Origin of the sequence: Candidatus Nitrosopumilus sp. (assembly GCF_965223225.1) — an archaeon.
GTDB lineage: Archaea > Thermoproteota > Nitrososphaeria > Nitrososphaerales > Nitrosopumilaceae > Nitrosopumilus.
In genome coordinates this window covers 546,857-569,153 of sequence record NZ_CBDCVU010000004.1, presented here as the reverse complement: position 1 = coordinate 569,153, position 22,297 = coordinate 546,857, and the positions used below count along the sequence as shown (strand labels likewise).

Sequence of the window (22,297 nt, the reverse complement as noted above, 5' to 3'; positions counted from 1 at the left end):
AACTATTTTGATTGGGTTTTGGTTTTTATAACGACCTTTTGGCAAAAAGTCATGGAAATTTCTGTGGGACATACACCTGATTCAGATGATGCATTCATGTTTTATGGAATGTTTACAGACAAGGTACCATCTCCTGATTTTAAAGTAAACCATGTAATTGAAGACATTGAGAAACTAAACCGCAAGGCAACTGATCCACAGCTGGATGTCACTGCAGTTTCAGTTCATGCTTGCGCATACATTCCAGGATACACAATATTGAGAAGTGGAGGAAGCTTTGGTATTGGTTATGGTCCTATCGTTACTGCAAAAAAACAGATGACAATTGATGAGATAAAAAAATGCAAGATTGCAATTCCAGGAAAGATGACATCAGCATTTTTGCTGTTGCAGTTAATGATTGGTAAATTTGATTATGTAGAGATGAATTTCAGCGACATTCCAAAGGCCGTAAGAGATGGAACTGTGGATGCAGGACTGGTAATTCATGAGACGCAATTATCATACGAGCAGGAAGGCAACGTCAAGATTCTAGATGTAGGAGAATGGTGGGACGAAACCACAGGAGGCCTGCCTGTGCCACTTGGAATCAATGTAATGAAGACAGAGATGGGAGAAGAGACCATACACAAATTTGACAGGTATCTTCAGGCATCAATTGAGTTTGGATTAGAGCATCTAGATGACGCACTAGAATATGCAATGCAATATTCAAGAGGAAAGCCAAGGGACTTGATTGAAAAATTTGTGAAAATGTATGTCAACAAGGTAACAGTAAACATGGGAGACTCTGGAGAAAAATCAATTAGAAAACTCTTTGAGATGGCAAAAGAAAAAGGCCTTGTTCCAGACTTTGAGTTGAGCATAGCCATCAAGTAATTATAGAACAAAAAATTTTCTGAATCCATGGGAGACGGTATTGGAGGCCCTGTAATTGGAGTACTGACAAACAATGCATTTGAATTGCTTGTAAGCCATGTGAGAAAAGACAACAAAGAAGAGTATGGAAAAACAGAGAAGATAATTATTCAAAAGATTGACAACCCTGATGATCCACAGTATTCAGAGACAACACAAACACAGCTAGAACAAGCACTAAAGGGAAAGTTTGTATCATGTAATGTTCAGTATAGGGATTCTAAAACAGATTCACTAGTGTGTAATGTCTTTGTTCAAAAACCTCCAGAAGGATTTTAGAATTTGAAAAATATTTTGAAGATTACAACATTTTAAAAAAAAAGAAAAAAAGGTAACAGATTAGTCAAAGAAAAATTAATTCATTTTTGTATCTGTTATTCTATATTTTCTAGACCAAGATCATCGCATATCCACACAAAGACCTGAATTGCATCTAATTTTTCCTCCTGCAAGTGCTGCATGAGAGAATATTACATACCAAAGTAATCTAAGAGATTCCATATACAGTCTATTGACAAGATGTAAACCAAAATTCAAAGCAACTTTGAGAGCGGCTAACCAAAGGACGAAAATAAGAAAATACCTAATATATGATAAAATTACAAGATATCATAATGGTTCTAATAGACAAAAGGATTCTTGCTGGAGGAATAGCACTCTTAGTGGTAGGATTTACACTGACAATTAGCATAAGCAGCACCATGCCTATAGGCCAGGCAGGAATGACCGAAGAAGAGGCAATGAACCTTTTGATAGCCCAGCAGGAAAATGAAGATTATACAACATTATCTGGAATGTTAATCGGAGTTGGATTTCTCTTGATTTTGATAAGCTTTGGTGCTAGAAGAAGAAAGGGAAGTGCAAAAAAAGAAGAAAAAAAGCCAGCTGCAACAGAATAAAAAACAAACACAAGCACCACGTGCTCAATTTGACAAACTTAAAACAAAACTGCCGACAGCATACAGATACGCATGATTCAAGCTGAAATCAGTATTTACCCAATGGCTACAAAGACAACAAGTGCAAGTTTTTACATTGGAAGGGCAATAGAGGCAATCAAGAATTTGGAAAATTTAAGATACGAAATAAATTCGATGGGAACCATTCTAGAATCAAAGGATATTGATGTAATTTATGATGCAGCAAAAAAAATGACAGAGGCAGTTCACAATCTTGGAATTGCGAGAGTAGAGACAATAATCAAGATTGATTCAAGAAAAGACAAAGACAAGAAAATGGAAGAGAAGGTAGAATCTGTAAAAAAGATTATCGAAGGTTAAAGAACAAAAAAATAGTTTAGAATTTTCTTAAGATATCAAAGTGGGTGTTTCTCTGTGCAGGGTTCCTTCCAATCTCTTTTACCATAGTTGCTAGTTCTTCAACAGAAGATGCAGTTGGCTTTCCTGCAGCACGGTAAATTTCTTCAGAAAATGCAGTGCCAACAAGATCACTTCCGCCATTTGATAGTGCCACTTGTGCAAGCTTCTTTCCGTATGCTACCCAGTAAACTGAGATGTTGTTAAGATAGTTTGCAAGCATTAATCTTGATAGAGCAATTACTCTCAAGTCATAAACTGATGAACACTCGTTGTTTACCAAGTGTTCTTGCTCTAGCTCTGTGTTATCAAGACTGAACTTTAGCGGAATAAGAGTAATGAAGCCGTTTGTTTTTTTCTGCAGTGCTCTGATTTTTATTAAATGATCAATGATATGTTCAGGCTTTTCAATGTGACCGTAAAGCATTGTGACGTTGCTTTGAATTCCCATGTTATGGGCCTCTTCAATCACATCAAGCCACTGCTGTCCTGTGCATTTTCCTCGAACTATCTTGCCTCGAATATCAGGATGAAATAGTTCTGCTCCACCGCCAGGCATTGAATCAAGTCCTGCAGTCTTTAGTCTAGATAAGATTTCTTTTGTGGAATTTTTTGTAAGTTTAGACAGATAGTAAATTTCAGCAGCAGTCAGTGCTTTGATGTTAAGGTCTGGATGATTCTTTTTTATTATTTTCATCATGTCCTCATAATATTCCAGAGGAAGTTTTGGATGAAAGCCGCCAACAATGTGAACTTCTGTTGCACCCATCTGTTTTGCAATAGATACGCGTTGCTCAATCTCTTGAGGAGTTAGTGTGTAGGCATCATCTGCGCCATCCTTTCTGTAAAATGCACACATCTGGCAGCTAGCAGCGCAGACATTTGTGTAATTCATGTAGTAAGATGCAGCAAAGGTAACAGTATCTCCAACAAGTTTCTTTCGAGCGGTATCTGCTACTGCGCCTAAAAGATGCAAATTATCATAATTCATTAGTTCCAAGCCATCTTTGTAGGATAGTTCCTCTCCTGCAATTGCTCGGTCTAGTGCCTGAGAGTCGCCTATAAGCTGCTCTAACATGCTCTGCGGTATCTTTGTCATGATATATTCCTTATCTGTTTAAAGAAGCCATGAGACGCTGCATTTTAGACATTATAATTGGCCAGCAACAAAAAACTTCCTAATCACCATAATCAAAGATCTATTTTAGAATTAACAGATGTTTTGATTATTGCTATCGGTCTTGTAGATGAAGCACGTGAAAAAATTTCAGTACAAAAGCCTTTCTAATCTTTGTACCAATTCCTTTATTATTTAAAATCACTAAACAAAGACAAGCGCTTATTCATATCGCTTAACCGACCGACTGACATAGTTGTCATCCAGACCTGACTGCACTGCCATCGAGTCATTGAGTTGCAGTCAGGTTTAATTTTAAAATTAGACGCTAGGAGTGTTTGTAATTCTCAACATGAATAGCAACTCTGAAGAAATAAGTACTCAAATATACAATTAGCATCAATGGTGCTTCCATTAGTTGATGAAGATAATCCAAAATGCTACTTGTGCCATGAAGGATTTGAGAACCTTGAAGGACTCAGAGACCATCAGAATACGGTGCACAAGGACTTTTTTGAAGAACATGAAAAACAACTGGCAAAAGAGCCTGCGCCAGGAGATGTCACAGTTTTTTAGACAATTGGGCCTTTTTTTCTGTATTTATCGATTTTAGCAGATCTTGGGCAATCTCCTTTGAAATGCTTGCCAATTCAAACTGACTGTCAATAGACAGTGCTTTTTTGAAATGTTTGATGGCATTTTGTAATTCTCCCAATTCACCTAAAGAGAGTCCTTTGTAGGCAAGTGCCATAGCACATTTTTGATCAATTTTCAGAGCAGCATCATAACACTCTATTGCATGAGAGTATTTTTGAGCAGAATGAAATGCCGAACCCTTGTTGATTAAAGCGTCTAAATTTTCAGGCGACAAAGACAAGGCCTTATCATAAGAGCGAATTGCAAGTGAGAGTCGTCCAAGATTCTGCAGTGTGACACCCTTGTCAATCAATGCCAAAACGTTTTGAGGATCTTCAGCTAAAGCCAGATTATACAATTTTAGGGCATCTTCAAAATTTCCATCTTCAACATTTTCATATGCCTCAGCTAGCATCTTGTCTATTTTCTTGTGCACTATACCAGATAATGTTTTGTTAATAATATACACTTCTTTTAAGTCGATTCTTAGAATATTGTAAGTTTTTAACTAGTTTTACAAGATGCGAATCAATAAACCGACTCTGATTAACATAATGACAGAGATAAAATCAATAGTCCTCACTTCTGCTTTTTAGCCATTTGAGCCATCGTTGTAAATCACTTTCAGACATGTTCTGTTTTACGTACTTTGCAGCGCCCCTCATTATGTCTCTTGGTTGTAGAAAGTCTTCCAGTATCATATATGGGGTTGACATGGTATTTCCAGGTTCTGGATCATGTGACAATCCAATACCGTGACCAAATTCATGTCGCAACACCCCATCCAAATCAATAGTAGAGCCACGTACATGGGTGCCCGGAGAATAATTCTCGGGATCTATCAAATTCATCGGAACCCCTTCACCATTAACAGTATAATAGAAATTGGGATTTATAACGCATAAACCTCTCAAAGGATGATCCACATCCATGATTGGAAAATAATGATACATTATTGTGTTATCGTCCATCTCCCCACGTTCATCATTTTCAGGAGTCCTGATGAGTACACGAAAATCAGGTTGTTCTCCAGATTTTGCTTGTCTTACATCAAAATTCAGCCTTATTGTCCAAGATTTCCATGCAAATTTTGATGCACGGTTCAGCATCTTTTCTGTAATTTCTTCATTGTTTTTATCTAAGATTTTAAATGTAAAATACTCACACCATTACGTGGTTGCATTATTCCATATTTTTTTGTCATCTTCTATAATATCACCAGTATCGCTACCTACAGGGGCAGCAAAATTTACTTTTTTTGAATCAGCAGCATATACAGCTCGGCAGAAAATAGGTTTATTTTCGGTTCCAGAAGTTCCGGTTCCAGAAGTTCTGGTTCCAAGTTTATTCACACCAGTTTTTTTAGCAACAGCATCAATTCCGGCAACAGTAGCTATCAAAGTGCGAGAATAAGATTACCTATAAGATCATTTTCAGTCATTTTTTGAACTTGGGGCAATACCAAAATCAATCCGCTGATGGTACCCACTAGAGCAGAACGGCCTAACTTTGATAGATCAAAAGACGCCCCATCAGGTTTTATTGTCTTGGTTTTCTCAACATCACTTAGTAGATTAAATTTAAGAATCTCCGATTCGTTTTGTTTTCTAGCACGTCCATATCCTAATGTAGTATGCAATATTATGCCCAATCCAACAATAATTACAGAAATAATGACAACTTGGATATCAGATAACATCTTGGTATCTATGTTGTCAGAAGAAAGAGCAGTTTCGGCAAATGCAACCGAGTCTGTCAAAATACCTATTGCAATAAGTCCAAAAAACAAGATCCTATGATGTTGAAACTCCCAATTAGCAATTTCATTAAATTAATATACTCATATAATATTCATAAGCTTTTCTTTTATTCTTATTTTAACAACATTAAGATGCAGTAAAGAAAATCAAAAATTCTTGCATATATGATGTGTAAACTATTTAAGAAAATAAAAGAAAAAAAGGAAATTTTGAAGTTATACTTTGTGAGTTCTATTTCTTGTCAGATGTCTCGTCATCAATGACATTCAATGGATCTAGTTGTGAATCCTTTAGGGATTTTAGATAGCTAGTCATTTCACTACCACATAGATCAGCCTTGAATTTGCCTTTTGACTGACATTGTTCAACAGTTTGTTGAATCCATCCTTCGTAAACATTTGGAATTGCCAAGACGCCTTGACCACCCATACCATCATAACCAATTACTCGGTCATCACTATCAGTGTCAAAGGTACTTGTTAGAACAATAGAACCTGCAATCTTTGCATCAGAGCCATCACCGTCTCCGTTTGGATCAGGATCAACTACATGCATTGCATTTGAGAATTTACTTGATACGTATGCATAGTATCCACCGTCCTTCTTTGCACCCCATTGTACGCCATGACAGCCAGGATCACAAGGAAGTATTGCAACTACATCTCCAGGATCTGAGGAAACATCAACAACACCTATCTTGCCTCCAAGTGTCAATGCAACAACCATCCAACTATCTGTAGGATCAATCGGGGATTGAATTGGAAGACCCACGAGTCCTGCACCAAGATCTGCACCTGCCTCAAGCCAGTCAATGTGACCTACAATTGAACCATCAGATGGATCTATAGCAGTCATTGAATTTCCAAGGAAGTCAGCAGTATAGAATACTGACTCGTCACCTTTCATTCCAGTTGCAATCGGACCATACAGGATAGACTGAGAGCCAATAACACTTGTTGTGTCTGAACCCAGATCAATTATAGATGCTTTGAGGCCAAGGAAGTCAGGAGTCACGACATATTGTCCTGAGCTGCTAACCCAATGTCCATGTGGATGAGATCGGAAACCAGTTGAGATTTGTCGAGTCAACTCAAATGTTTCCTCGTCAAATTCGTTTACTGTTTCTTCACCATTCATTGCAACGTAAATCTTTCCAGTGTCAGGAGAGGTCATAACATGAGATGGAGATTGTCCTGTAAACACTTCTGTAATGAGTTCACCACTCTCCCTATCAATTATTGCCATATCAGTTCCAAACCATTGGGTCTGATAGACTACCTCATTTTTGGCATCAGCCCACATGTTGTGGGGATGATTCATATCAATTTCCGGTAATGCTATCTTTTGATCAATATTCCATGTCTTTGTATCAACTACAGTAATTGTTCCGGGTTTGTCACCGGGAGTTCCTTCATGGTTTTTGTCTGCCGTTCTCTCAAACTGAGTATCAACCCAGACCTCACCTACGCCTTTCTTTTTTGGCGCTTTAACATCAGGAATTTCCACGGTAGAATCCAATCCAAGTCCAATAACAGTAGTGGGTACAGAACCATTCAATGTGGTCAGATGCAATTCACCGGCAGCAAACTTTGTTGTTGCCGTGTCATATGCAAGTGCTGCCACGATATTCTCATCTCCAGGAGTTACCAAAACAGGAGGCAAGCTTACCGTCCAGTTTTCCTCATTGTAATCCTTCCAGTTGTTAGGATCAGTAATCACATAGAATGTTTTGAGCAAGGTTGTTGCCAAAACATGAGTTGGTTCAACTGTTGTTGGGAACGTTGTTGCAGGACCAGGCGCCACAATATCACCAGTTCTAGTCAAAACAGTAAGATTTGGAGACAAGTCAAGCAATGGGAATGGCAATAATTCATCAGTTGGTTTAATGGTTCCATCCTCATTTAATGTTCCACCAATGTAGAGATTAGTTGTAGGATCATCTACAATGACTGCACTGAACATGTATGGATGTATTTTACATACAAAGACATACAGCCCAGGAGTGTCTAATCCAACCGGATGGCCAGCAGCATTAAGAATCATAGTAGATCCACGAATTCCTAATTGTTGATCAAAGTGTCCAATACCTGCGGCTGTAAGAATTCCGTTTCCTCCAGGAGGAATGTCAGGGAGACCACCATCAGGATCAGTAGCAGTTTTTGGATAAATCAGGGTAGTTATCGTATGCTTTGTCTGAGAATCTTTCATTCCAAACAGCACTGTCTCTCCAGGATTGATTACAGCAAGTGAACGTCCTTCAGAATTTGAAAAGTTAGTACCAGCTCCAGGAACTGCATTTTCTAATGCATCGCTAATGTAAGACAATGGGAAACCTGTTCCATCTCGTGCTTCAATTAGTCCTAGTTCTGCAAGATGGTTATCCAGTTTGTCTGCAACACCTGCATCAAGTGTTTTCATCCATAGTCCGGGCTCATCACTTAATGTGAAGGTTGCACCAATTACAGGAAGATTATCACTTTGTCCTGCAGGCAAGACATGCATCATACCGGTCATTCCCTGTTTCATGTGATCAAGCACATGACAGTGATACATCCATCCTTCATTTCCATCTGTGGTGTCAGCTGAATCATTGTCACTTGCAGTAATCAGGAATGTATGTCTCTGTAGAGGTGTTATTTCCTTTACATCGATGATGTCTTCAACTGCAGCACTTTCATGAATATCTTCAGTCCATCTATGCCCATGAAGATGGAAAGCATGTGTTTCATCTCCCAATCCAAGAACATGAATTCGGTAGATTTTTCCTTCTTCAGTTACAAGGTTAGGATTTGTCCATAATGCAGTCTCACGTATACTACTAGGAGAACCAGAATAATCAACAGTGGAATAATCTATTTCATTTCCATAGAAGATGCTTCTTCCAAGAGTTTCAGTAGAGACCATCCACAAAACAAATTCTTTTTCTACGTTGTCTATATGTACGGAATCAACAACACCGTCATCTCTGACTAGTCCATTGACCATGCCGTCATATGGGTTAATTATCAAAGTTCCAAACAGCCCCAATTCCTCAGCACCAACTTCGTTTATTGCAAACGTATGGTCATGATATGGCCATGCACCTGCAGTACCAGCTGCTGCAACCCATTTGTATTCAATGGATTCACCACACATTGCACCGGAACTCTCTTGCATATTCATCCTAGCATATGATGCATCATCCGTGATGTCATAGTGAACACCATGAACATGCATTCCTAGCAAAGACGTCTCAGAAAATTCGGGCAATAATGGATTCAAGGGATGCTCAGGACCATTAACAAAATTATCATCACAAGCATCATTAAACAGAGTAACTGTTGCAGTATCACCTTCAGTCATGATTATTGTTGGTCCTGGAATCGATGGTTTGTCAGTATATTGACTTCCAACCAAATCAGGCCCATCAACACCTTCATTCTCGATGACATAAGATACCATTCGATATGCATACATACCATCAGGCATCGCAACTGCTTCCATCGTTATTTTATGATGATTGTTAGATAGAGCTTCTGCGGCAAATGGAATATCATTATTGTTTATTGATAGATTATCGTTTGTATCAAATTCAAATGCAAAAACAGATGTTAGTGCAATTGAAAGTATAACTGTCGTCATTATCATTGTATTTGTTCGTTTCATAAGTTATTGGTACAACTGATAAAGTAGATTAATATAAGTAAATCCTTTATTCATACAATATTAAAAAGCGTATTTCAAAATTAATGTAAAAAGCAACGATATTAGAATCGATCTTTTCTTTCAAGGCTAAACAACAGATATTTTCAACAAGTCAATAAATAGCAGAAATGTACAATTATACAAGCAAGTCAAGTCAAATTCAGATTTGAGGGTAACTGAGAAATGAATAGTACAAATCATTCATCTTCCATAAATACAAATTTTGCAAAAGACATTCATGACAATAATGTTTGTACCTGTTAGACCTGCCCGTAGAGAAGAAGATTCAGACGATAGAGATGGGGATTAAGCCAAATTAGGTTTAAGAGAAAGATCTTAACGATATTCATCACCACAATCTCCGATAGATTCAAAGAGATTGTTGGATTTATCAAGAACAGAGTTTATTTTAGAATGATCCTCATCATCAAGGGACACATCAAAGGTTTTCAGATTATCTTGAATGTGTTCAGATATTCCAAGACGTGTGCCAACAATTACTGCAGACACTGAAGGTTTATCCAAAACATATCTAGTAGAGATATTAGATATGCTGACATTGTGTTTTTGGGCAACGTCATTTAGCACAGACAAAAGTTCTTGGAATAGATTCCAGCCACCCCAAAAATCAATCATGTTCTTGTATTTTTGAAGACTGGAGGTTGTCAGTTCCATCCTTGTGGGTTCAGGTTTATTCAAATATTTTTCAGATAAAAATCCCCCAAGCAACGTCCCATAACAAAGCAAGGTTATTTTATTTTCCTGACAAAAGTCAGTCATTATTACTTGAGGTCTTTGGTCAAGTATTGAATATTGAACCTGATTAGAAATAATTTTTATTTTCTTGTCGACCATTATTTGCATTCTGTCAGTATCAAAGTTGGTCAGACCAACATGACGAATTTTTTTTGCGTCATCACGTAGAATTTCTAATTGTTTTAGCGCATCAAGATATCTTGAATCATTATAGTCCCACCAGTGAAACTGCAACAAGTCAATTATCTCCAAGTTCATCCTTTTTCTTGACTCATCAACATAATGCTCAACAATACTTCTAGTCATAGGTCCAGGATTTGGGACAAATTTAGTCAAACCAACAGAATTTTCAAAATATTTTTTGTCTTTTCTTTTTTGGAACTCCCCAAAAAAACTTTCAGCAGGACCGTAAATATCTGCCATATCCCAAGCAGTCAGGCCTGCATCATGATATTGAAACATTTCAGATATTGCTTTCTCAGAGTCAATAATTCCATGACCTCCTGAAACTTGCCACATGCCATTGACAATTCTAGGAATCTCAAGTCCGGGTGCCAAAGTAGCATAATCAATGTTAGTCAACTATATCTTCCAAAGAAGCATTACATTATAAATTCAAAGAAAAATCAAATCCCAAACCAGCAACAAATGCAAAGCATTGTACTAAGAGGCTTTTTTATCACGAGGATCAATCTCCAGTGATTTGTTAAAACAATCCATTGCCTCTTGGTGTCTTCCTATGCTTCGAAGGGCCACGCCCTTGTAGTTCCATAAATCAGGATCATCTTGGTTTAACAGCAAAGCTTGTTCAAAAAAAGCAAGGGCCTCATCAAAACTTCCCTCTTCTAGAAATGATTTGCCCCTCTCTACCAATTCCTGGATTTTATCCATACATTTGATAATGTTGTGTTTGTATAAAGTCTAAGATCACAGAAAAATATCAGGCACATCAAACATATTTTTAAGTATTTTATGAAAATTTAAATAAATTTTTCTTCAATATTAGATGTGAATTTAGACAAAACAGATGAAAAAATCCTAAAAAACCTCATGGTAGATGCAAGGCTATCTGCAAGGCAACTTGCCTTAAAGCTAGGGATGTCAACTGTAACAGTGCTCTCAAGAATAAAGAAGCTAGAAAAAGAAAAGATAATTCACGGATATACTGCAATAATTGATCACGAAAAGCTTGGGTATTCTCTTACTGCGATAATTGAGATTATGGCCAAAAAAGACAAGATTGTAGATATTGAAGAGGAGATATCAAAATTTGAAAACGTGTGCGGAGTCTATGACATTACAGGATCTACAGATACTGTAGTAATAGCAAAATTCAAAGAAAGAGGGGAACTAAGCAAATTTGTGAAAAGCCTAGCTGCAATCCCAAATGTAGAAAACACGAATACACATGTAGTCCTCAACACAATCAAAGAAGACTTTAGATTAACATAGTAGGCAGACCAAATTGAAGCAACAAGTAATATTTCTAATTTTTGTAATTTTCTTTAGCAACATCATACAAACATCATACCAACAATCGGATGAATTAGACATGGAATTGGTAGTGTCAGATGAAGAAAAGATAATGCTTTTTGGCGGTTTTGCAATTGCAATCATTGCAATTTTCCTGTTTTTGGCAAGAGACATCATACTTAGAAAGAAAACAACATACGACAAAGAAAACCTTGAGTCAAAAAAAGACAAGACTTTTGAAAAATATCATTCAGATTGGGGGGATGATTATGAAGATTTAGGAAAGAGAAGGAATACAAAAAGAGACAAAAAATTCAGAGAAGCTGCAAATAAAGGAAAGATGCCAAATTATTATGAGGTTCTAGGAGTTACACCAGATGCAACATTTGACGAAATAAGAGATAATTTCAGAGAGCTTGCAAAAAAAATTCATCCCGATAAAACAAAGGATGAAGACTCTGAAGAAAAGATGGCAGAGATAAATGAAGCATATGAAATACTCTCAGACAAAGAGAACAGAGAAAGTTATGACAGATACTTGAAAAAAGATTAGAGAAAAATCAAACAAACATCAGAAAAAAATTTTTCTTTAGCAATAGTCAAGTTCAATTATTATCATGCTAAGTTCAATAGAGTTTGGGCTCTGAACGCTGTTTGTAAGATTAGTAAAGATTTGAATTGGCATTTTTTTTCCATCAACCTCAATGTTGCTAGTGATCTTGAGTCTGCCAAATTCTGTATTAGGACCCAACATTTTCTTGGTCAATGAAGATACGACAGAAAGATCATGCAGAGTTCCCTTCATTTTGTATGCAAATTTGTCAGAAAAGTAAACGCCACCACGGGTAGTGGGCTCATTTACAGGGGTCGGAGAATTCATTATAGATACACCGCCAATTGGAAAAACAAAATCATTAAGATGTAAGAAAAATTCAAGTGTGTTGTCCTCCTGAGTGTTTTTCATTAGAATTTCAAGAAGATCTGGGTTTACTGACATTCAAGATTAGCCAGACCATAATTCTATTGAGTGTTTCTAAAAACTTCAAAAATTAATCAAAGATTTGGAATTTCCAAAGTCAACTTTAAAAACTTCAGCCATAAACGATCTGTATTGCAGCAGTATGCAAATACCCACTCAATGAGAAATGAGATTCTAAGTTTAATGGTACAAAATGAGTTTGAAGGAGACTGCTTTGTAGAAATGCTAGACTATACCATTGATTTATTTGAGAGTCAAGTTCTAGGTAGTGATTATTACGGATACCACAATATCGACCATGAACTAGAGGTTACCTACGTTTCCCTTTTGGCATCAAGGCAAGAAAAAATTGCTTTTTCAAAAGATGATCTGAAATACCTGTATGTGGCAGCCTTGTTTCACGACTTTGATCCACAAAAAAATGTGGACAAGCCACACGAAGAAAGTGTTTTACGATTTATTTCAATGGATAAAAAACTAAGAGAATTAATCACTACTGCTAATTTGGATTTGGAAATAATCAAGGCTCTAATTTTAAGAACCACATATCCATGGGCAGGAAAACTAAAAGAGAAAGCCCAAGAGCAAATCAAGCAGTGTTTCCAAAATTCAGATTTGACTCGCAATGATCAAAAATATCAACAGCACATCATGGATATGGGATGGTATCTCTCAGTAGTAGATAGAATAAGTGGTTATGCATTGGGCGATTTTTCAAAGGCAATGGAAATGGCAAAAATGAACGCACATGCTCTTGCATGGAGTCCATCACTGATTGTAAGAAGTTCAGTCGCATATTTTGAAGAGTTGCTAAACAAAGAAACAGACATGTCAAAGACAATTCTCAAGGCTATTCCAAAACAGATGCGCAAGAATTTTTTTGATACTGTGTTGTCATTTATGAAAATAAGACAGCAAGAGATAAGGATTCAAGCTGACTATTCATATGAAAATTTGAAACTAGTACCAACAATAGAGAACATGTCTATGAGAAAAGATGAGAATTTCAAAGATGCGTTGTATGACATATTTTTAGAACTACCAAGACCTTTGCAATTTGAAAAAGAAAAATTCAAGGAATCATTAGAAGATCCTCAGACTATTCTAAACACACTTCGATTAAATGGTAAAGATGGGGAAATTGTAGGATTTTCAAAAGGAGGCCCACTAGAAAAATACAAACTTCGCGAGGAGATTAGAGATGAAAATTATGGATTAGGAAATACGATATTCCTAGAACCATTAGCGCTGAAAATGGGGTATTGGGGACTCAAGGGAGGAAGCGAGATGCGCCACCTATTCATAATGCAAGCTCACTCAATGAAATACAGATATCTTACAAGCTTTGCACTAAGAGATGTGATACGTGCTAGAATAACCAAAGAACAAGCAGAGTTTGTAACTCTATTTGATCCCGAAAGATGGGATTATTACAGAATCAAAATATAGTCACAATCAAATGAAAAAAACAATATTCACCACTTTAGAGAATAAGATAGAAGGAGAGGTACATTATTCAAAATATTTCAAAGAGTTTTATTCTTTGGATGCCAGTTCGTACCAAATCATTCCAAAAATAATAGTTATTCCAAAAAATGACAGCGATGTAATCAACACAATAAAGATTGCAAGAGAATTCAAGATGGGAGTTACACCAAGAGGTGGCGGTACAGGACTAGTTGGAAGTGCATTAAATAAGGGAATAATTTTAGACATGAAAAATTTCAATTTATGTAAGATACGAAAAACTCATGTCAAAGTAGGTACAGGAATAACAAAAGGATTTCTGGATAAAAAATTAAAAAAACATGGAAAATTTTTTCCGCCAAATCCATCCATTGGTATGTTTTGTACAATTGGAGGAATGCTTGGCAATAATTCTAGTGGAAGTAGGAGTTTAAAATATGGAAGTATGATAGACAATGTCTCAGAAATTACATTTATAGATGGAAGAGGGAAAAAAATTATTCTTCCAGGAGATGAAAATCAATACGTAAAAAAGATCTTAAAGATTGCAAAAAAAATAGACAAATCCAAGATCCCAAAAGTAACCAAAAATTCATCAGGATATAGATTAGATAAAGTAGAAAAGTTAAGCGACATCTACAAGACAATTATTGGATCAGAAGGAACGTTAGGGATTATTCTGTCAGTAAAATTAAAGATAAAAGACATTCCAAAACAACGCGTTCTGTTCATAACAGGATACAATTCAGAAAGGGACGCCTCAGAAGAATGCATCAGCATAATCAAAACAAAACCCACAGCATTAGAGTACGTTGACAGAAATACAATAAAGAAAGTAAATTTGGAATTAGGAGAAAAATTCAAGAGTTTTTTATTTGTAGAATACGACAGTGAGATTCAATCAAAAAAGAGTAGATTCAAAGATTCTATAAACAAAGGAGAAATAATAAAAGAAACAAAGAAAGAAGAAGAGATTTCTCAATGGTGGCGATACAGAGATTCTTCACTTCATTATAGCCTAAAATCGATTAAAAAAGAACAGCAAATACCACATGTGATTGAAGATGCTGCAGTTCCTCTGGAAAAATTACCAGCATTGTTTGAAACAGTCAACAAGATAAACAAAAGATACAACACAAAATCCATAGCATATGGGCATGCAGGAAATGGGAACATCCATGTCCGATTAATCGCAGATAGAAAGAATACAAAAATGATTAAAAAAATTGCAATTGAGTACTTTGATGAGATAATAAAGATGAGAGGAACAATTACTGCAGAACACGGAGATGGTCTTGCTCGCTCAGAATTCATAAAAAAACAATACGGACCAAAAAATTACAGACTATTTACAGAGGTCAAAAAAATATTTGATCCGTGCAACATTCTCAATCCAGACAAGATCATTACAGATCATAGTACAGTTATCAAAAACATGTAAGAAATTTTTACAGATGAGCACATAAAGAAGATAGATTAGAGAAACGCTTTATTATCAAAAAAAAATCCAAAAAATCGTGATTATTGAGAAAACAGGATTGTTATTTGCCCTATTAACAATATCAATAGGAATCATACCAGCATTTGCTTTAACGGAATTAGAAAGATCGTCAATTGAAAATCCAAGACTTGAAAATGCATTTGGAGCACCAATTGCAGATACTGTCAATGTTTATCAGCAAATCCTAATTTCATCAGACGTAAAAAATCTTCAAAATGAATCTCAGACATTTGTATACATTGTTCAAATTAAAGACAAATCAGAAATGACCGTTTCAGTAGGTTGGGTCAGTGGGGCACTTGCACCAAACCAGAAATTTAGTACATCATTGTCATGGATTCCAGAAAAAGAGGGAGAATATGTTGCAGAGGTTTTTGTATGGGAAGAGTTGTTAGAGCACAACGCATTATCAAACTTCAAGACACTGAAAATCAACGTAAGTTAGACGAAAGAGACATCAATTTAGAGGACATATTTAATGAATTCTAACAAATTGTTCATTTTTTTCAAAAATAAATATCAAAAAATCGAAAAAAATCAAAAATGCCACAATTTCAGATACAGGATTTGCCTAATAGTGAAAAAAAATCAACTCGATCTCGCTAATACGACATAATAGTTTTAGCTAGTATGACAATAGGATATTGTGTAAAATGTCGAGACAAACGCGACATTAAAGGTGCAAAACCATACACGATGAAAAACGGCAAACCAGCAGTCAAAGGCACATGCCCAACCTGTAAAACAGCCATTTTCAGAATAGGTAGAGGATAAACTCACTATTAAGAAAATTCAGTAATGCCATTCATCGGTAAGACCATTCCAAAGCGAACGCATTGAGGATGGATCTTTTTCTATTTCTTCCATAATTCTGTTCTTCAAAACGAAGAAGAAATTTTCCAAAGCATCAACACCACCATCATCATACAACTCTTTTCCAATTTCAGAAATTCGTTTATGCTTTTCAGGTACTTCAGAAGATTCTGGATTTTGTAAACAAAAAGTCATCAAATCAATGAGTTCTTCTTCTAGCATAAAATCCATAAAAAATTACGATTTGTTAATAGATAAAAATGATTGTTTTGCAAATATGGTTTTAAAAAAATTATTCAACAATAATTTTTTAGAATAAAATTGAAAAGAGAAAACAAACTACTTCAAGCGTTTGTAAATCTCTTTGAATTCAACAGACAGATTATATGACATGTTAAGAAGATGAGCAAGTTGGTTCATAGAGGTCTTGTCATGTCCTAGCTGCCTTAACAAAGTCAATGCTTTTTGTGGAGAGCTCACTAAGAGAGGACTTTTTCCAGACCACGTCTTAAAAGCCTCTTCCACATCCAAACTGAAATTCAGGACAAATTCTTTCCAATTTGGCATGGATTTGAGTGCCTTTTCAGTTAAAAGCACCTGACTAAGTTCTCGAAATTCATTTTTGCGATCCATATATAGCATTTCAAGAGCCTGTGGTATCTTTTCTTCTTGGTACTCACTAGAGTTTAACATATACATTCCTGCAATACTCATGGGTTTTTTTCGCAATAGTCAAAAATAAGTAGGCCACTTGATTATCTGAAAATTTATTAAATTTTTAAAAAAAAAATTAACATTTGTCTAGTTTTAAAAAAATGAAAAAATAGTGGATCTTCATTGGAAGGGGTCAATGAATGGACAGTTTACAATATGATCACTATCCATTGGACGTGCAATACCAATGTCGATTAGGCCAGCTTCTCTGTATGCGTTGATGTCATCAATGGTTTCAAGTAACTGAGCTTGATCTGGATTATCCCAACCAATCATGAATATTCTCCACATCGGGGAATAGTTATCATCACCAGGAGCACCTGCTGCTATTCCAGGTTGGAATCCCAATGGACCAGTACTTTTCAGACCATTTTTGAACTGATACAAGTCTACAGCTGCTGAATTTGCAATCAAACTTGCAGAGGTAGGGGAACTAACAACACCCATCATACCAGCAGGACCACTAGGAGTAGCATCAGTTACAATGTAATAGATTGTTCTACCATCAGGTCCCCATCCACGATGAGCAACGAAAGTTACAGTCATCTCTTCTGTATCGATTTCAAGAACTTGTCCGCCACCGTATGGAGTTTCATCTGTGAGAGTTTTGTCTTCTTTCACAATCATCTGACCTTCAGGCCAAATGATTTGTGGCATGTTCAAGACTACTTCAAGTTCTGCTAGAGAAATTTCTCCATTATCAGCTGCTTCCATAATTGCAGATTCAGAATCAAGTACTCTCGGAGTAGCCTCTTGTGTCCATGTTGCATGTACATGAGAGGTCAATGCACTGTATACATCAGGTTGTGCAGGAGTACTAGTGAAGACTTCACCTTGAAATCCGTGAATGCCATCACCTTCAACACCATTTGTAAACACAAAAATTTTAGACAGTGCATCTGCAGGGGTGTTTTTCAGTAGAGGGGCAAGTTCCACTTTCCATCCTTGATTTTCTGTAATCACATCGGCGTGAGTAGGATCACTAGAATCAGTGACGATAAAATAAACATCTCCACCGTTGTAGTATCCCTTATGCATTGGAATTTCAGCTGGGACATTTGCTCTTGATAATCTAAGTTCAGAGCCCAAGTCAGCATCAGTCATCTTAGAATCATGATCTTCATCAGTCATCTGAGTTTCTGGTGCATCAGCAGGAGTTGTGCTTGTTTTTTGTTCTGCCATCCATGCGGCTTTTCCGCCTGGAATTTCCGAACACAGTTGTAATCCACAGACATCAGTTTGAGAACCATACTTTGAAGTTCCCACTCCTTGGCTTTTTAGGGCCTCAGCTTCTGAGACATAATCAGTGCCCAATCCGGCTGTAAACAAGGGCAAAATTGCAAGAAGTGCAATGTATCTTAGACTCTTGTTCATGTAGAGAAAAATTCGATTTAACTTTAAAAGAATTTGTCCAAATCAGACAATTATCCAGAAACTTCAGCGAATCTGTTTTCAACAAAATCCCAATTAATTACATTCCACCATTCATGAACATAATCAAGTTTTTGGTTTTGATATTTCAGATAATATGCATGCTCCCACATATCTAAAGCAAGTAAAGGAGTTTTTTGCATAGTCCAAGGACTAGTTTGGTTCGGAGTGGAGATGATTTCGACTTTATGAAAAGTATGATTAAACACTAACCAACACCAACCACTTCCTTGTATTGATGTTGCAGTATCTGAAAAAATTTTTTTAAAATTTTCAAAGGTATCAAAATATACTTCAATTGAATCTGCAAGTTTGCCACCAGGAGCATCACCGCCATCAGGAATAAGCACATCCCAAAAAAATTTATGATTCTCAAAACCCCCTCCAAAAAAATCAACATAGATACGCATTTCCTCAGGCACAGATTTCAGATCAGATAAAATAGATGAAATGTATTTAGGATGAGATGCAGCTCCTATTTTCAGAAGAGAATCATTCAATCCATCAACATATGATTGATGGTGGATCTGATGATGTATTTGCATTGTCTTTTCGTCAATGAAAGGTTCTAGATCACCATAATGATAAGACAGTTTTGGCAGTTCATAATGAACCATAAAAAAAATGATTCATGACCACATATAATTTTGAAGAAAGGACAAATCACGTTTTTAAGGATATAAAAAAATAGAAATTAATGATTCATCCACAAATTCAAAATTTTTTCCCAAATAATGAAGAAACATTAGAGACATTCTCAGATATCTGTAATCATTCATCAAAAAAAAATACAGAGTTGTTGGAATTTATCAAGTGGCATAAGGACACCAACAAACAGGTAATACAAGAAATCGAAAAATCTCAAGAGATAGATTTTGAAGATGAAATTAAAGGTAAACGATGGGCAGAAAATTTTTTGTCAGATTATGATGAAAAAATTAGAAAAATGAGAACGATAAGCAACAGCGTTTTTGAGAGATTTCATATTTTGAAAAAAACTCAATTTGAAAAGTTGATTTTACTAAAGCCTGAAAATGAGAAAAAAATAGTAAAAATTATGAATGTTTTTCTTAACAAGGAAGAGTTACTGATTGGGAAAATAATTTTTGCATACAGGGAAATGTGGTTTTTGGCAAAAAGTATCAATGACCCTAAATTTCGACTGGGATCAATTAATGAATACAAAAAGTGGGTTAATGCCAACATAGCCAATTTAAAAAAATTAGATAAATCTTTAGAAATTATTTCAATGGAAATTAAAAGGTGGAAAGAGTGATAAATATTTGGGAATTTAAAAAATCATGAGAAAGTTAGGTACCGTAGATTTAGAAATTTTGCACCTAGCTATAAAAGAAAATGGAACATTTGATGAAAATAATCTAGAGAATTCAAATCTTAAGAGACTAGGGGTTGGTAGATTATTAGATGCGCTTGCATCACTCAAAGATAGAAAATTAATTTCATTAAACACCAACGGATCATTTTCAATTACAGAAATTGGAAGAGAAACATTATGGAGTGAGAATATTCCAAAATGGGCCAAAATATTGAGATTGCTACAAGTAAGATCTTGTAATACAAACGAGATAGCAGATTTTCTTAGAGAAAAAGAAGAAAACCTCACTGAAGATATTGAAAAATTAAGAAAAAATCAATTTATTCTAATGTCTGCACAAAGGCAGGAAGAAAAAATAATCAAAGTTTATGAAATACTTCCAGAAGGAATAGAAAAAATTGACAGTACTGAAACTTTAGGATTTGAAAATAACGAGATTTCAAATCCAACTGTAGACACAGAAGTTTTTAGCATAATTAATGAAATAATAAAAGAAATACAAGATTCACAGATTGAAGAATCAAGCAAGAATGAAATTGTAAAAAAAGTATTCAAACTAAAAGAAAAATTAAGAATTTAGGGTAGCAGAAATTATTTAGTGCGGATTTTATCTTGTATTTGAGCCAAGATTAGTTCGGCTTTGGTTTTGTTTTCATAATTATCGGTAGACTCATCCATTATCTCATCAATCTCATAGCTCTTATCAACCAAAATATTTGCCACATGATCATCAAGAGTGCCGGTGCCTATCAAATAATATGCAAATACAGTATTCTTTTGTCCTATCCTATGGAGTCTATCTTCAGCTTGCCTATGAATGGCAGGACTCCAATCAAGCTCTGCAAAAATAACATACTTGGCACGAGTCAGGTTAATACCTACATTTCCTGCACGTAGGCCAGCAATCATTAGTTTTGATTCGCCTTTTTGGAACTTGTCTATTTGATCTTGCCTCATATTATCAGATTGGCCTCCAATAATAGATACAGGAGAGAATTCCTGAAGACTCTCATGCAGTAATTTGTGGATTACCTTATGATGACAAAAAACAACAACACTTTCTTCTATTTCCATTATGTTTTTAACAAAATTGATTACGTGAGGTAGCTTGGCAACACCTGCAATTTGTCTTTCACTTTGAATTGCTCTGTGATATGACGCAGATTTTGAAAACTCTGTTTCTGCTTCTTTTTGTTCTTCTTCAAGTCGTTTCCATATTTTATCTAATTCTTCAAGATAATAATCAGTGTCAGAAGCAATAACTTCCTTGTAGCGTACCTTGTCTTTTAATTCCTTTAGCACATCAGATTTTTTTCGTCTTAGCATCACATGCTTTTGTAATTCGTTTCTTAGAGAAGCACGTTTGTTTTCTAAAACAATTGCTTTTCCTTTCTCATTGACATAACAAAAGTATTCACAGAATTCCTTAAAGCTTCCAAGCAACCCAGGTTTGATAATATCAATGATAGGCCAGATTTCAGAACCCCTATTGTAAATCGGAGTTCCTGAAAGACCAATTCTATACAGAACAGTTTTCAATGCTGCAAGTTTTTTTACAGATTTGTATTTTTGAGTAGTCTTTGATCTCAGGTTGTGTACCTCATCACACACTATTGTTTTTATTCCAACTTTGGCAAGATCATTATATCTCTTGAAGAGTAATTCATAATTAATTACATAAATGTCAGTTTTTGGAAGTTCTTGTGATTTTCCTGTTCGAATAAGTGTTACACTAGGGGATTCTGATTCAATAATACGTCCATTTCGGCTCTTCTTTTTTAGAAATTTTCCTATTTCTCTTTCCCAATTGTTCAATGTTACCAATGGGGCAACCACCAATAATGGGAAAGTTTGTTTTTCAGTCGCCACATATGATAGAGTTTGAACTGTTTTACCAAGTCCCATTTCATCTGCAAGTAATGCATTACCTGAAGATTTTAGAAGAAAATCAAGTCCTTCTTTTTGAAAATTTAATAGTTTTCCACGAAATTGAGAACCAGTTTTTGCTCGTTTAAGTTTGTGTTTCACAGGAGGAAGCGTAGGTTTAGGAGCAAATGTTTTGACAATTTTTCTTTGCCATGCAGATTTTGACAGTATTTCAAGAGGATACCTATCAAGGATGAGCTTAATCTGTTTGACGCTTTCTTCGCTATCAGGGATAATCACTTCATTAACATTTTCGCCATACCAAGCCTCTGGAACTAATCTAGAAATCATACCAACTGCACGATCTCCGGTAATTTTCCAACTCCAAATTTTAGAATATTTGTCAAGCACATACTCTAATGTTCCAATATTTTCCATGGATGTTTCCATAATTTGTGGATAAGACAATTTTTTGCCTTATGAATCTTCATATTTTTGCAGATCAAAAAAAAAATACAAATAGACTGTAA

At 35.7% G+C, this 22,297-nt stretch carries 28 protein-coding genes; 14 read left to right on the top strand and 14 right to left on the bottom strand.

Annotation, left to right across the window (positions count from 1 at the left end):
• The first annotated feature begins 51 nt into the window (after positions 1–51).
• The 4 genes from ACOQN3_RS03710 (at position 52) to ACOQN3_RS03695 (ending at position 2,198) form a co-directional block, all read left to right on the top strand.
• The gene (locus ACOQN3_RS03710; RefSeq protein WP_420545140.1) at positions 52–879 is read left to right on the top strand and encodes an MqnA/MqnD/SBP family protein; all 828 of its coding nucleotides are present in this window, start codon (positions 52–54) and stop codon (positions 877–879) included.
• A 27-nt stretch (positions 880–906) separates the two neighbouring features.
• Complete coding sequence (locus ACOQN3_RS03705; RefSeq protein WP_420545139.1) at positions 907–1,197, top strand: hypothetical protein; 291 nt, start codon at positions 907–909, stop codon at positions 1,195–1,197.
• 335 nt (positions 1,198–1,532) lie between these two features.
• On the top strand, positions 1,533–1,817 hold the full coding sequence (locus ACOQN3_RS03700) for a hypothetical protein (RefSeq protein ID WP_420545138.1): 285 nt from the start codon (positions 1,533–1,535) through the stop codon (positions 1,815–1,817).
• Positions 1,818–1,889: 72 nt separating this feature from the next.
• Positions 1,890–2,198: an MTH1187 family thiamine-binding protein gene (locus ACOQN3_RS03695; protein WP_420545137.1), complete on the top strand. Its 309-nt coding sequence runs from the start codon at positions 1,890–1,892 to the stop codon at positions 2,196–2,198.
• Positions 2,199–2,214: 16 nt separating this feature from the next.
• On the opposite strand, the gene ACOQN3_RS03690 is transcribed toward ACOQN3_RS03695, so the two are convergent.
• Complete coding sequence (locus ACOQN3_RS03690) at positions 2,215–3,312, bottom strand: radical SAM protein (protein WP_420545136.1); 1,098 nt, start codon at positions 3,310–3,312, stop codon at positions 2,215–2,217.
• A gap of 78 nt (positions 3,313–3,390) precedes the next feature.
• On the opposite strand from ACOQN3_RS03690, the gene ACOQN3_RS03685 reads away from it, so the two are divergent.
• On the top strand, positions 3,391–3,522 hold the full coding sequence (locus ACOQN3_RS03685) for a hypothetical protein (RefSeq protein WP_420545135.1): 132 nt from the start codon (positions 3,391–3,393) through the stop codon (positions 3,520–3,522).
• A 231-nt stretch (positions 3,523–3,753) separates the two neighbouring features.
• Positions 3,754–3,927 carry a hypothetical protein gene (locus ACOQN3_RS03680; protein ID WP_420545134.1) on the top strand — a complete coding sequence of 58 codons (174 nt, stop codon included), beginning with the start codon at positions 3,754–3,756 and terminating at the stop codon, positions 3,925–3,927.
• On the opposite strand, the gene ACOQN3_RS03675 is transcribed toward ACOQN3_RS03680, so the two are convergent.
• The 7 genes from ACOQN3_RS03675 to ACOQN3_RS03645 all read right to left on the bottom strand — a co-directional run bounded on the left by ACOQN3_RS03675 (position 3,914) and on the right by ACOQN3_RS03645 (position 11,078).
• The gene (locus ACOQN3_RS03675) at positions 3,914–4,423 is read right to left on the bottom strand and encodes a tetratricopeptide repeat protein (protein ID WP_420545133.1); all 510 of its coding nucleotides are present in this window, start codon (positions 4,421–4,423) and stop codon (positions 3,914–3,916) included. The two genes, ACOQN3_RS03680 and ACOQN3_RS03675, sit on opposite strands and share 14 nt — an antisense overlap.
• Positions 4,424–4,556: 133 nt before the next feature.
• Entirely contained in the window at positions 4,557–5,132 is a 576-nt protein-coding gene (locus ACOQN3_RS03670; RefSeq protein WP_420546593.1) for a matrixin family metalloprotease, read from the bottom strand.
• A gap of 24 nt (positions 5,133–5,156) precedes the next feature.
• Complete coding sequence (locus ACOQN3_RS03665) at positions 5,157–5,387, bottom strand: hypothetical protein (protein ID WP_420545132.1); 231 nt, start codon at positions 5,385–5,387, stop codon at positions 5,157–5,159.
• Complete coding sequence (locus ACOQN3_RS03660) at positions 5,384–5,776, bottom strand: hypothetical protein (protein WP_420545131.1); 393 nt, start codon at positions 5,774–5,776, stop codon at positions 5,384–5,386. Before ACOQN3_RS03660 ends, ACOQN3_RS03665 begins: the two co-directional genes overlap by 4 nt.
• A 202-nt stretch (positions 5,777–5,978) precedes the next feature.
• Positions 5,979–9,368 (bottom strand): multicopper oxidase domain-containing protein, encoded by a 3,390-nt coding sequence (locus ACOQN3_RS03655; RefSeq protein WP_420545130.1) that lies wholly within the window; start codon positions 9,366–9,368, stop codon positions 5,979–5,981.
• A gap of 399 nt (positions 9,369–9,767) precedes the next feature.
• Complete coding sequence (locus ACOQN3_RS03650; RefSeq protein ID WP_420545129.1) at positions 9,768–10,769, bottom strand: aldo/keto reductase; 1,002 nt, start codon at positions 10,767–10,769, stop codon at positions 9,768–9,770.
• A gap of 81 nt (positions 10,770–10,850) precedes the next feature.
• Entirely contained in the window at positions 10,851–11,078 is a 228-nt protein-coding gene (locus tag ACOQN3_RS03645; protein ID WP_420545128.1) for a tetratricopeptide repeat protein, read from the bottom strand.
• 117 nt (positions 11,079–11,195) lie between these two features.
• Between ACOQN3_RS03645 and ACOQN3_RS03640 the strand changes: the two genes are divergently transcribed.
• On the top strand, positions 11,196–11,639 hold the full coding sequence (locus ACOQN3_RS03640) for an Lrp/AsnC family transcriptional regulator (protein WP_420545127.1): 444 nt from the start codon (positions 11,196–11,198) through the stop codon (positions 11,637–11,639).
• Positions 11,640–11,652: 13 nt separating this feature from the next.
• The gene (locus tag ACOQN3_RS03635) at positions 11,653–12,213 is read left to right on the top strand and encodes a DnaJ domain-containing protein (RefSeq protein ID WP_420545126.1); all 561 of its coding nucleotides are present in this window, start codon (positions 11,653–11,655) and stop codon (positions 12,211–12,213) included.
• A 36-nt stretch (positions 12,214–12,249) separates the two neighbouring features.
• Here the strand turns inward: ACOQN3_RS03635 and ACOQN3_RS03630 are convergent, their stop codons facing one another.
• The gene (locus tag ACOQN3_RS03630; RefSeq protein ID WP_420545125.1) at positions 12,250–12,657 is read right to left on the bottom strand and encodes a hypothetical protein; all 408 of its coding nucleotides are present in this window, start codon (positions 12,655–12,657) and stop codon (positions 12,250–12,252) included.
• Positions 12,658–12,771: 114 nt separating this feature from the next.
• Between ACOQN3_RS03630 and ACOQN3_RS03625 the strand changes: the two genes are divergently transcribed.
• From ACOQN3_RS03625 to ACOQN3_RS03610, 4 genes are all read left to right on the top strand, one after another.
• A complete protein-coding gene (locus ACOQN3_RS03625; protein ID WP_420545124.1) occupies positions 12,772–14,088 on the top strand; it encodes an HD domain-containing protein in 1,317 nt (438 codons plus the stop codon).
• 10 nt (positions 14,089–14,098) lie between these two features.
• Positions 14,099–15,547: an FAD-binding oxidoreductase gene (locus ACOQN3_RS03620; RefSeq protein ID WP_420545123.1), complete on the top strand. Its 1,449-nt coding sequence runs from the start codon at positions 14,099–14,101 to the stop codon at positions 15,545–15,547.
• 76 nt (positions 15,548–15,623) lie between these two features.
• Positions 15,624–16,052: a hypothetical protein gene (locus ACOQN3_RS03615; RefSeq protein WP_420545122.1), complete on the top strand. Its 429-nt coding sequence runs from the start codon at positions 15,624–15,626 to the stop codon at positions 16,050–16,052.
• 185 nt (positions 16,053–16,237) lie between these two features.
• Positions 16,238–16,381 carry a DUF5679 domain-containing protein gene (locus tag ACOQN3_RS03610; protein ID WP_420545121.1) on the top strand — a complete coding sequence of 48 codons (144 nt, stop codon included), beginning with the start codon at positions 16,238–16,240 and terminating at the stop codon, positions 16,379–16,381.
• An 18-nt stretch (positions 16,382–16,399) separates the two neighbouring features.
• On the opposite strand, the gene ACOQN3_RS03605 is transcribed toward ACOQN3_RS03610, so the two are convergent.
• The 4 genes from ACOQN3_RS03605 to ACOQN3_RS03590 form a co-directional block, all read right to left on the bottom strand.
• A complete protein-coding gene (locus ACOQN3_RS03605; protein WP_420545120.1) occupies positions 16,400–16,651 on the bottom strand; it encodes a hypothetical protein in 252 nt (83 codons plus the stop codon).
• A gap of 108 nt (positions 16,652–16,759) precedes the next feature.
• Positions 16,760–17,134 (bottom strand): hypothetical protein, encoded by a 375-nt coding sequence (locus ACOQN3_RS03600; protein ID WP_420545119.1) that lies wholly within the window; start codon positions 17,132–17,134, stop codon positions 16,760–16,762.
• A 120-nt stretch (positions 17,135–17,254) separates the two neighbouring features.
• Complete coding sequence (locus ACOQN3_RS03595; protein WP_420545118.1) at positions 17,255–18,508, bottom strand: DUF7482 domain-containing protein; 1,254 nt, start codon at positions 18,506–18,508, stop codon at positions 17,255–17,257.
• A 50-nt stretch (positions 18,509–18,558) separates the two neighbouring features.
• Positions 18,559–19,182 (bottom strand): superoxide dismutase, encoded by a 624-nt coding sequence (locus tag ACOQN3_RS03590; RefSeq protein ID WP_420545117.1) that lies wholly within the window; start codon positions 19,180–19,182, stop codon positions 18,559–18,561.
• Between the two features lie 80 nt (positions 19,183–19,262).
• Between ACOQN3_RS03590 and ACOQN3_RS03585 the strand changes: the two genes are divergently transcribed.
• Positions 19,263–19,841 (top strand): hypothetical protein, encoded by a 579-nt coding sequence (locus tag ACOQN3_RS03585; RefSeq protein ID WP_420545116.1) that lies wholly within the window; start codon positions 19,263–19,265, stop codon positions 19,839–19,841.
• A 25-nt stretch (positions 19,842–19,866) separates the two neighbouring features.
• Positions 19,867–20,481, top strand: a complete 615-nt coding sequence (locus tag ACOQN3_RS03580; protein ID WP_420545115.1) for a hypothetical protein — start codon at positions 19,867–19,869, stop codon at positions 20,479–20,481.
• 11 nt (positions 20,482–20,492) lie between these two features.
• Here ACOQN3_RS03580 and ACOQN3_RS03575 read toward each other — a convergent pair whose 3' ends face one another.
• Entirely contained in the window at positions 20,493–22,217 is a 1,725-nt protein-coding gene (locus ACOQN3_RS03575) for a DEAD/DEAH box helicase (protein WP_420545114.1), read from the bottom strand.
• Positions 22,218–22,297 lie beyond the last annotated feature (80 nt).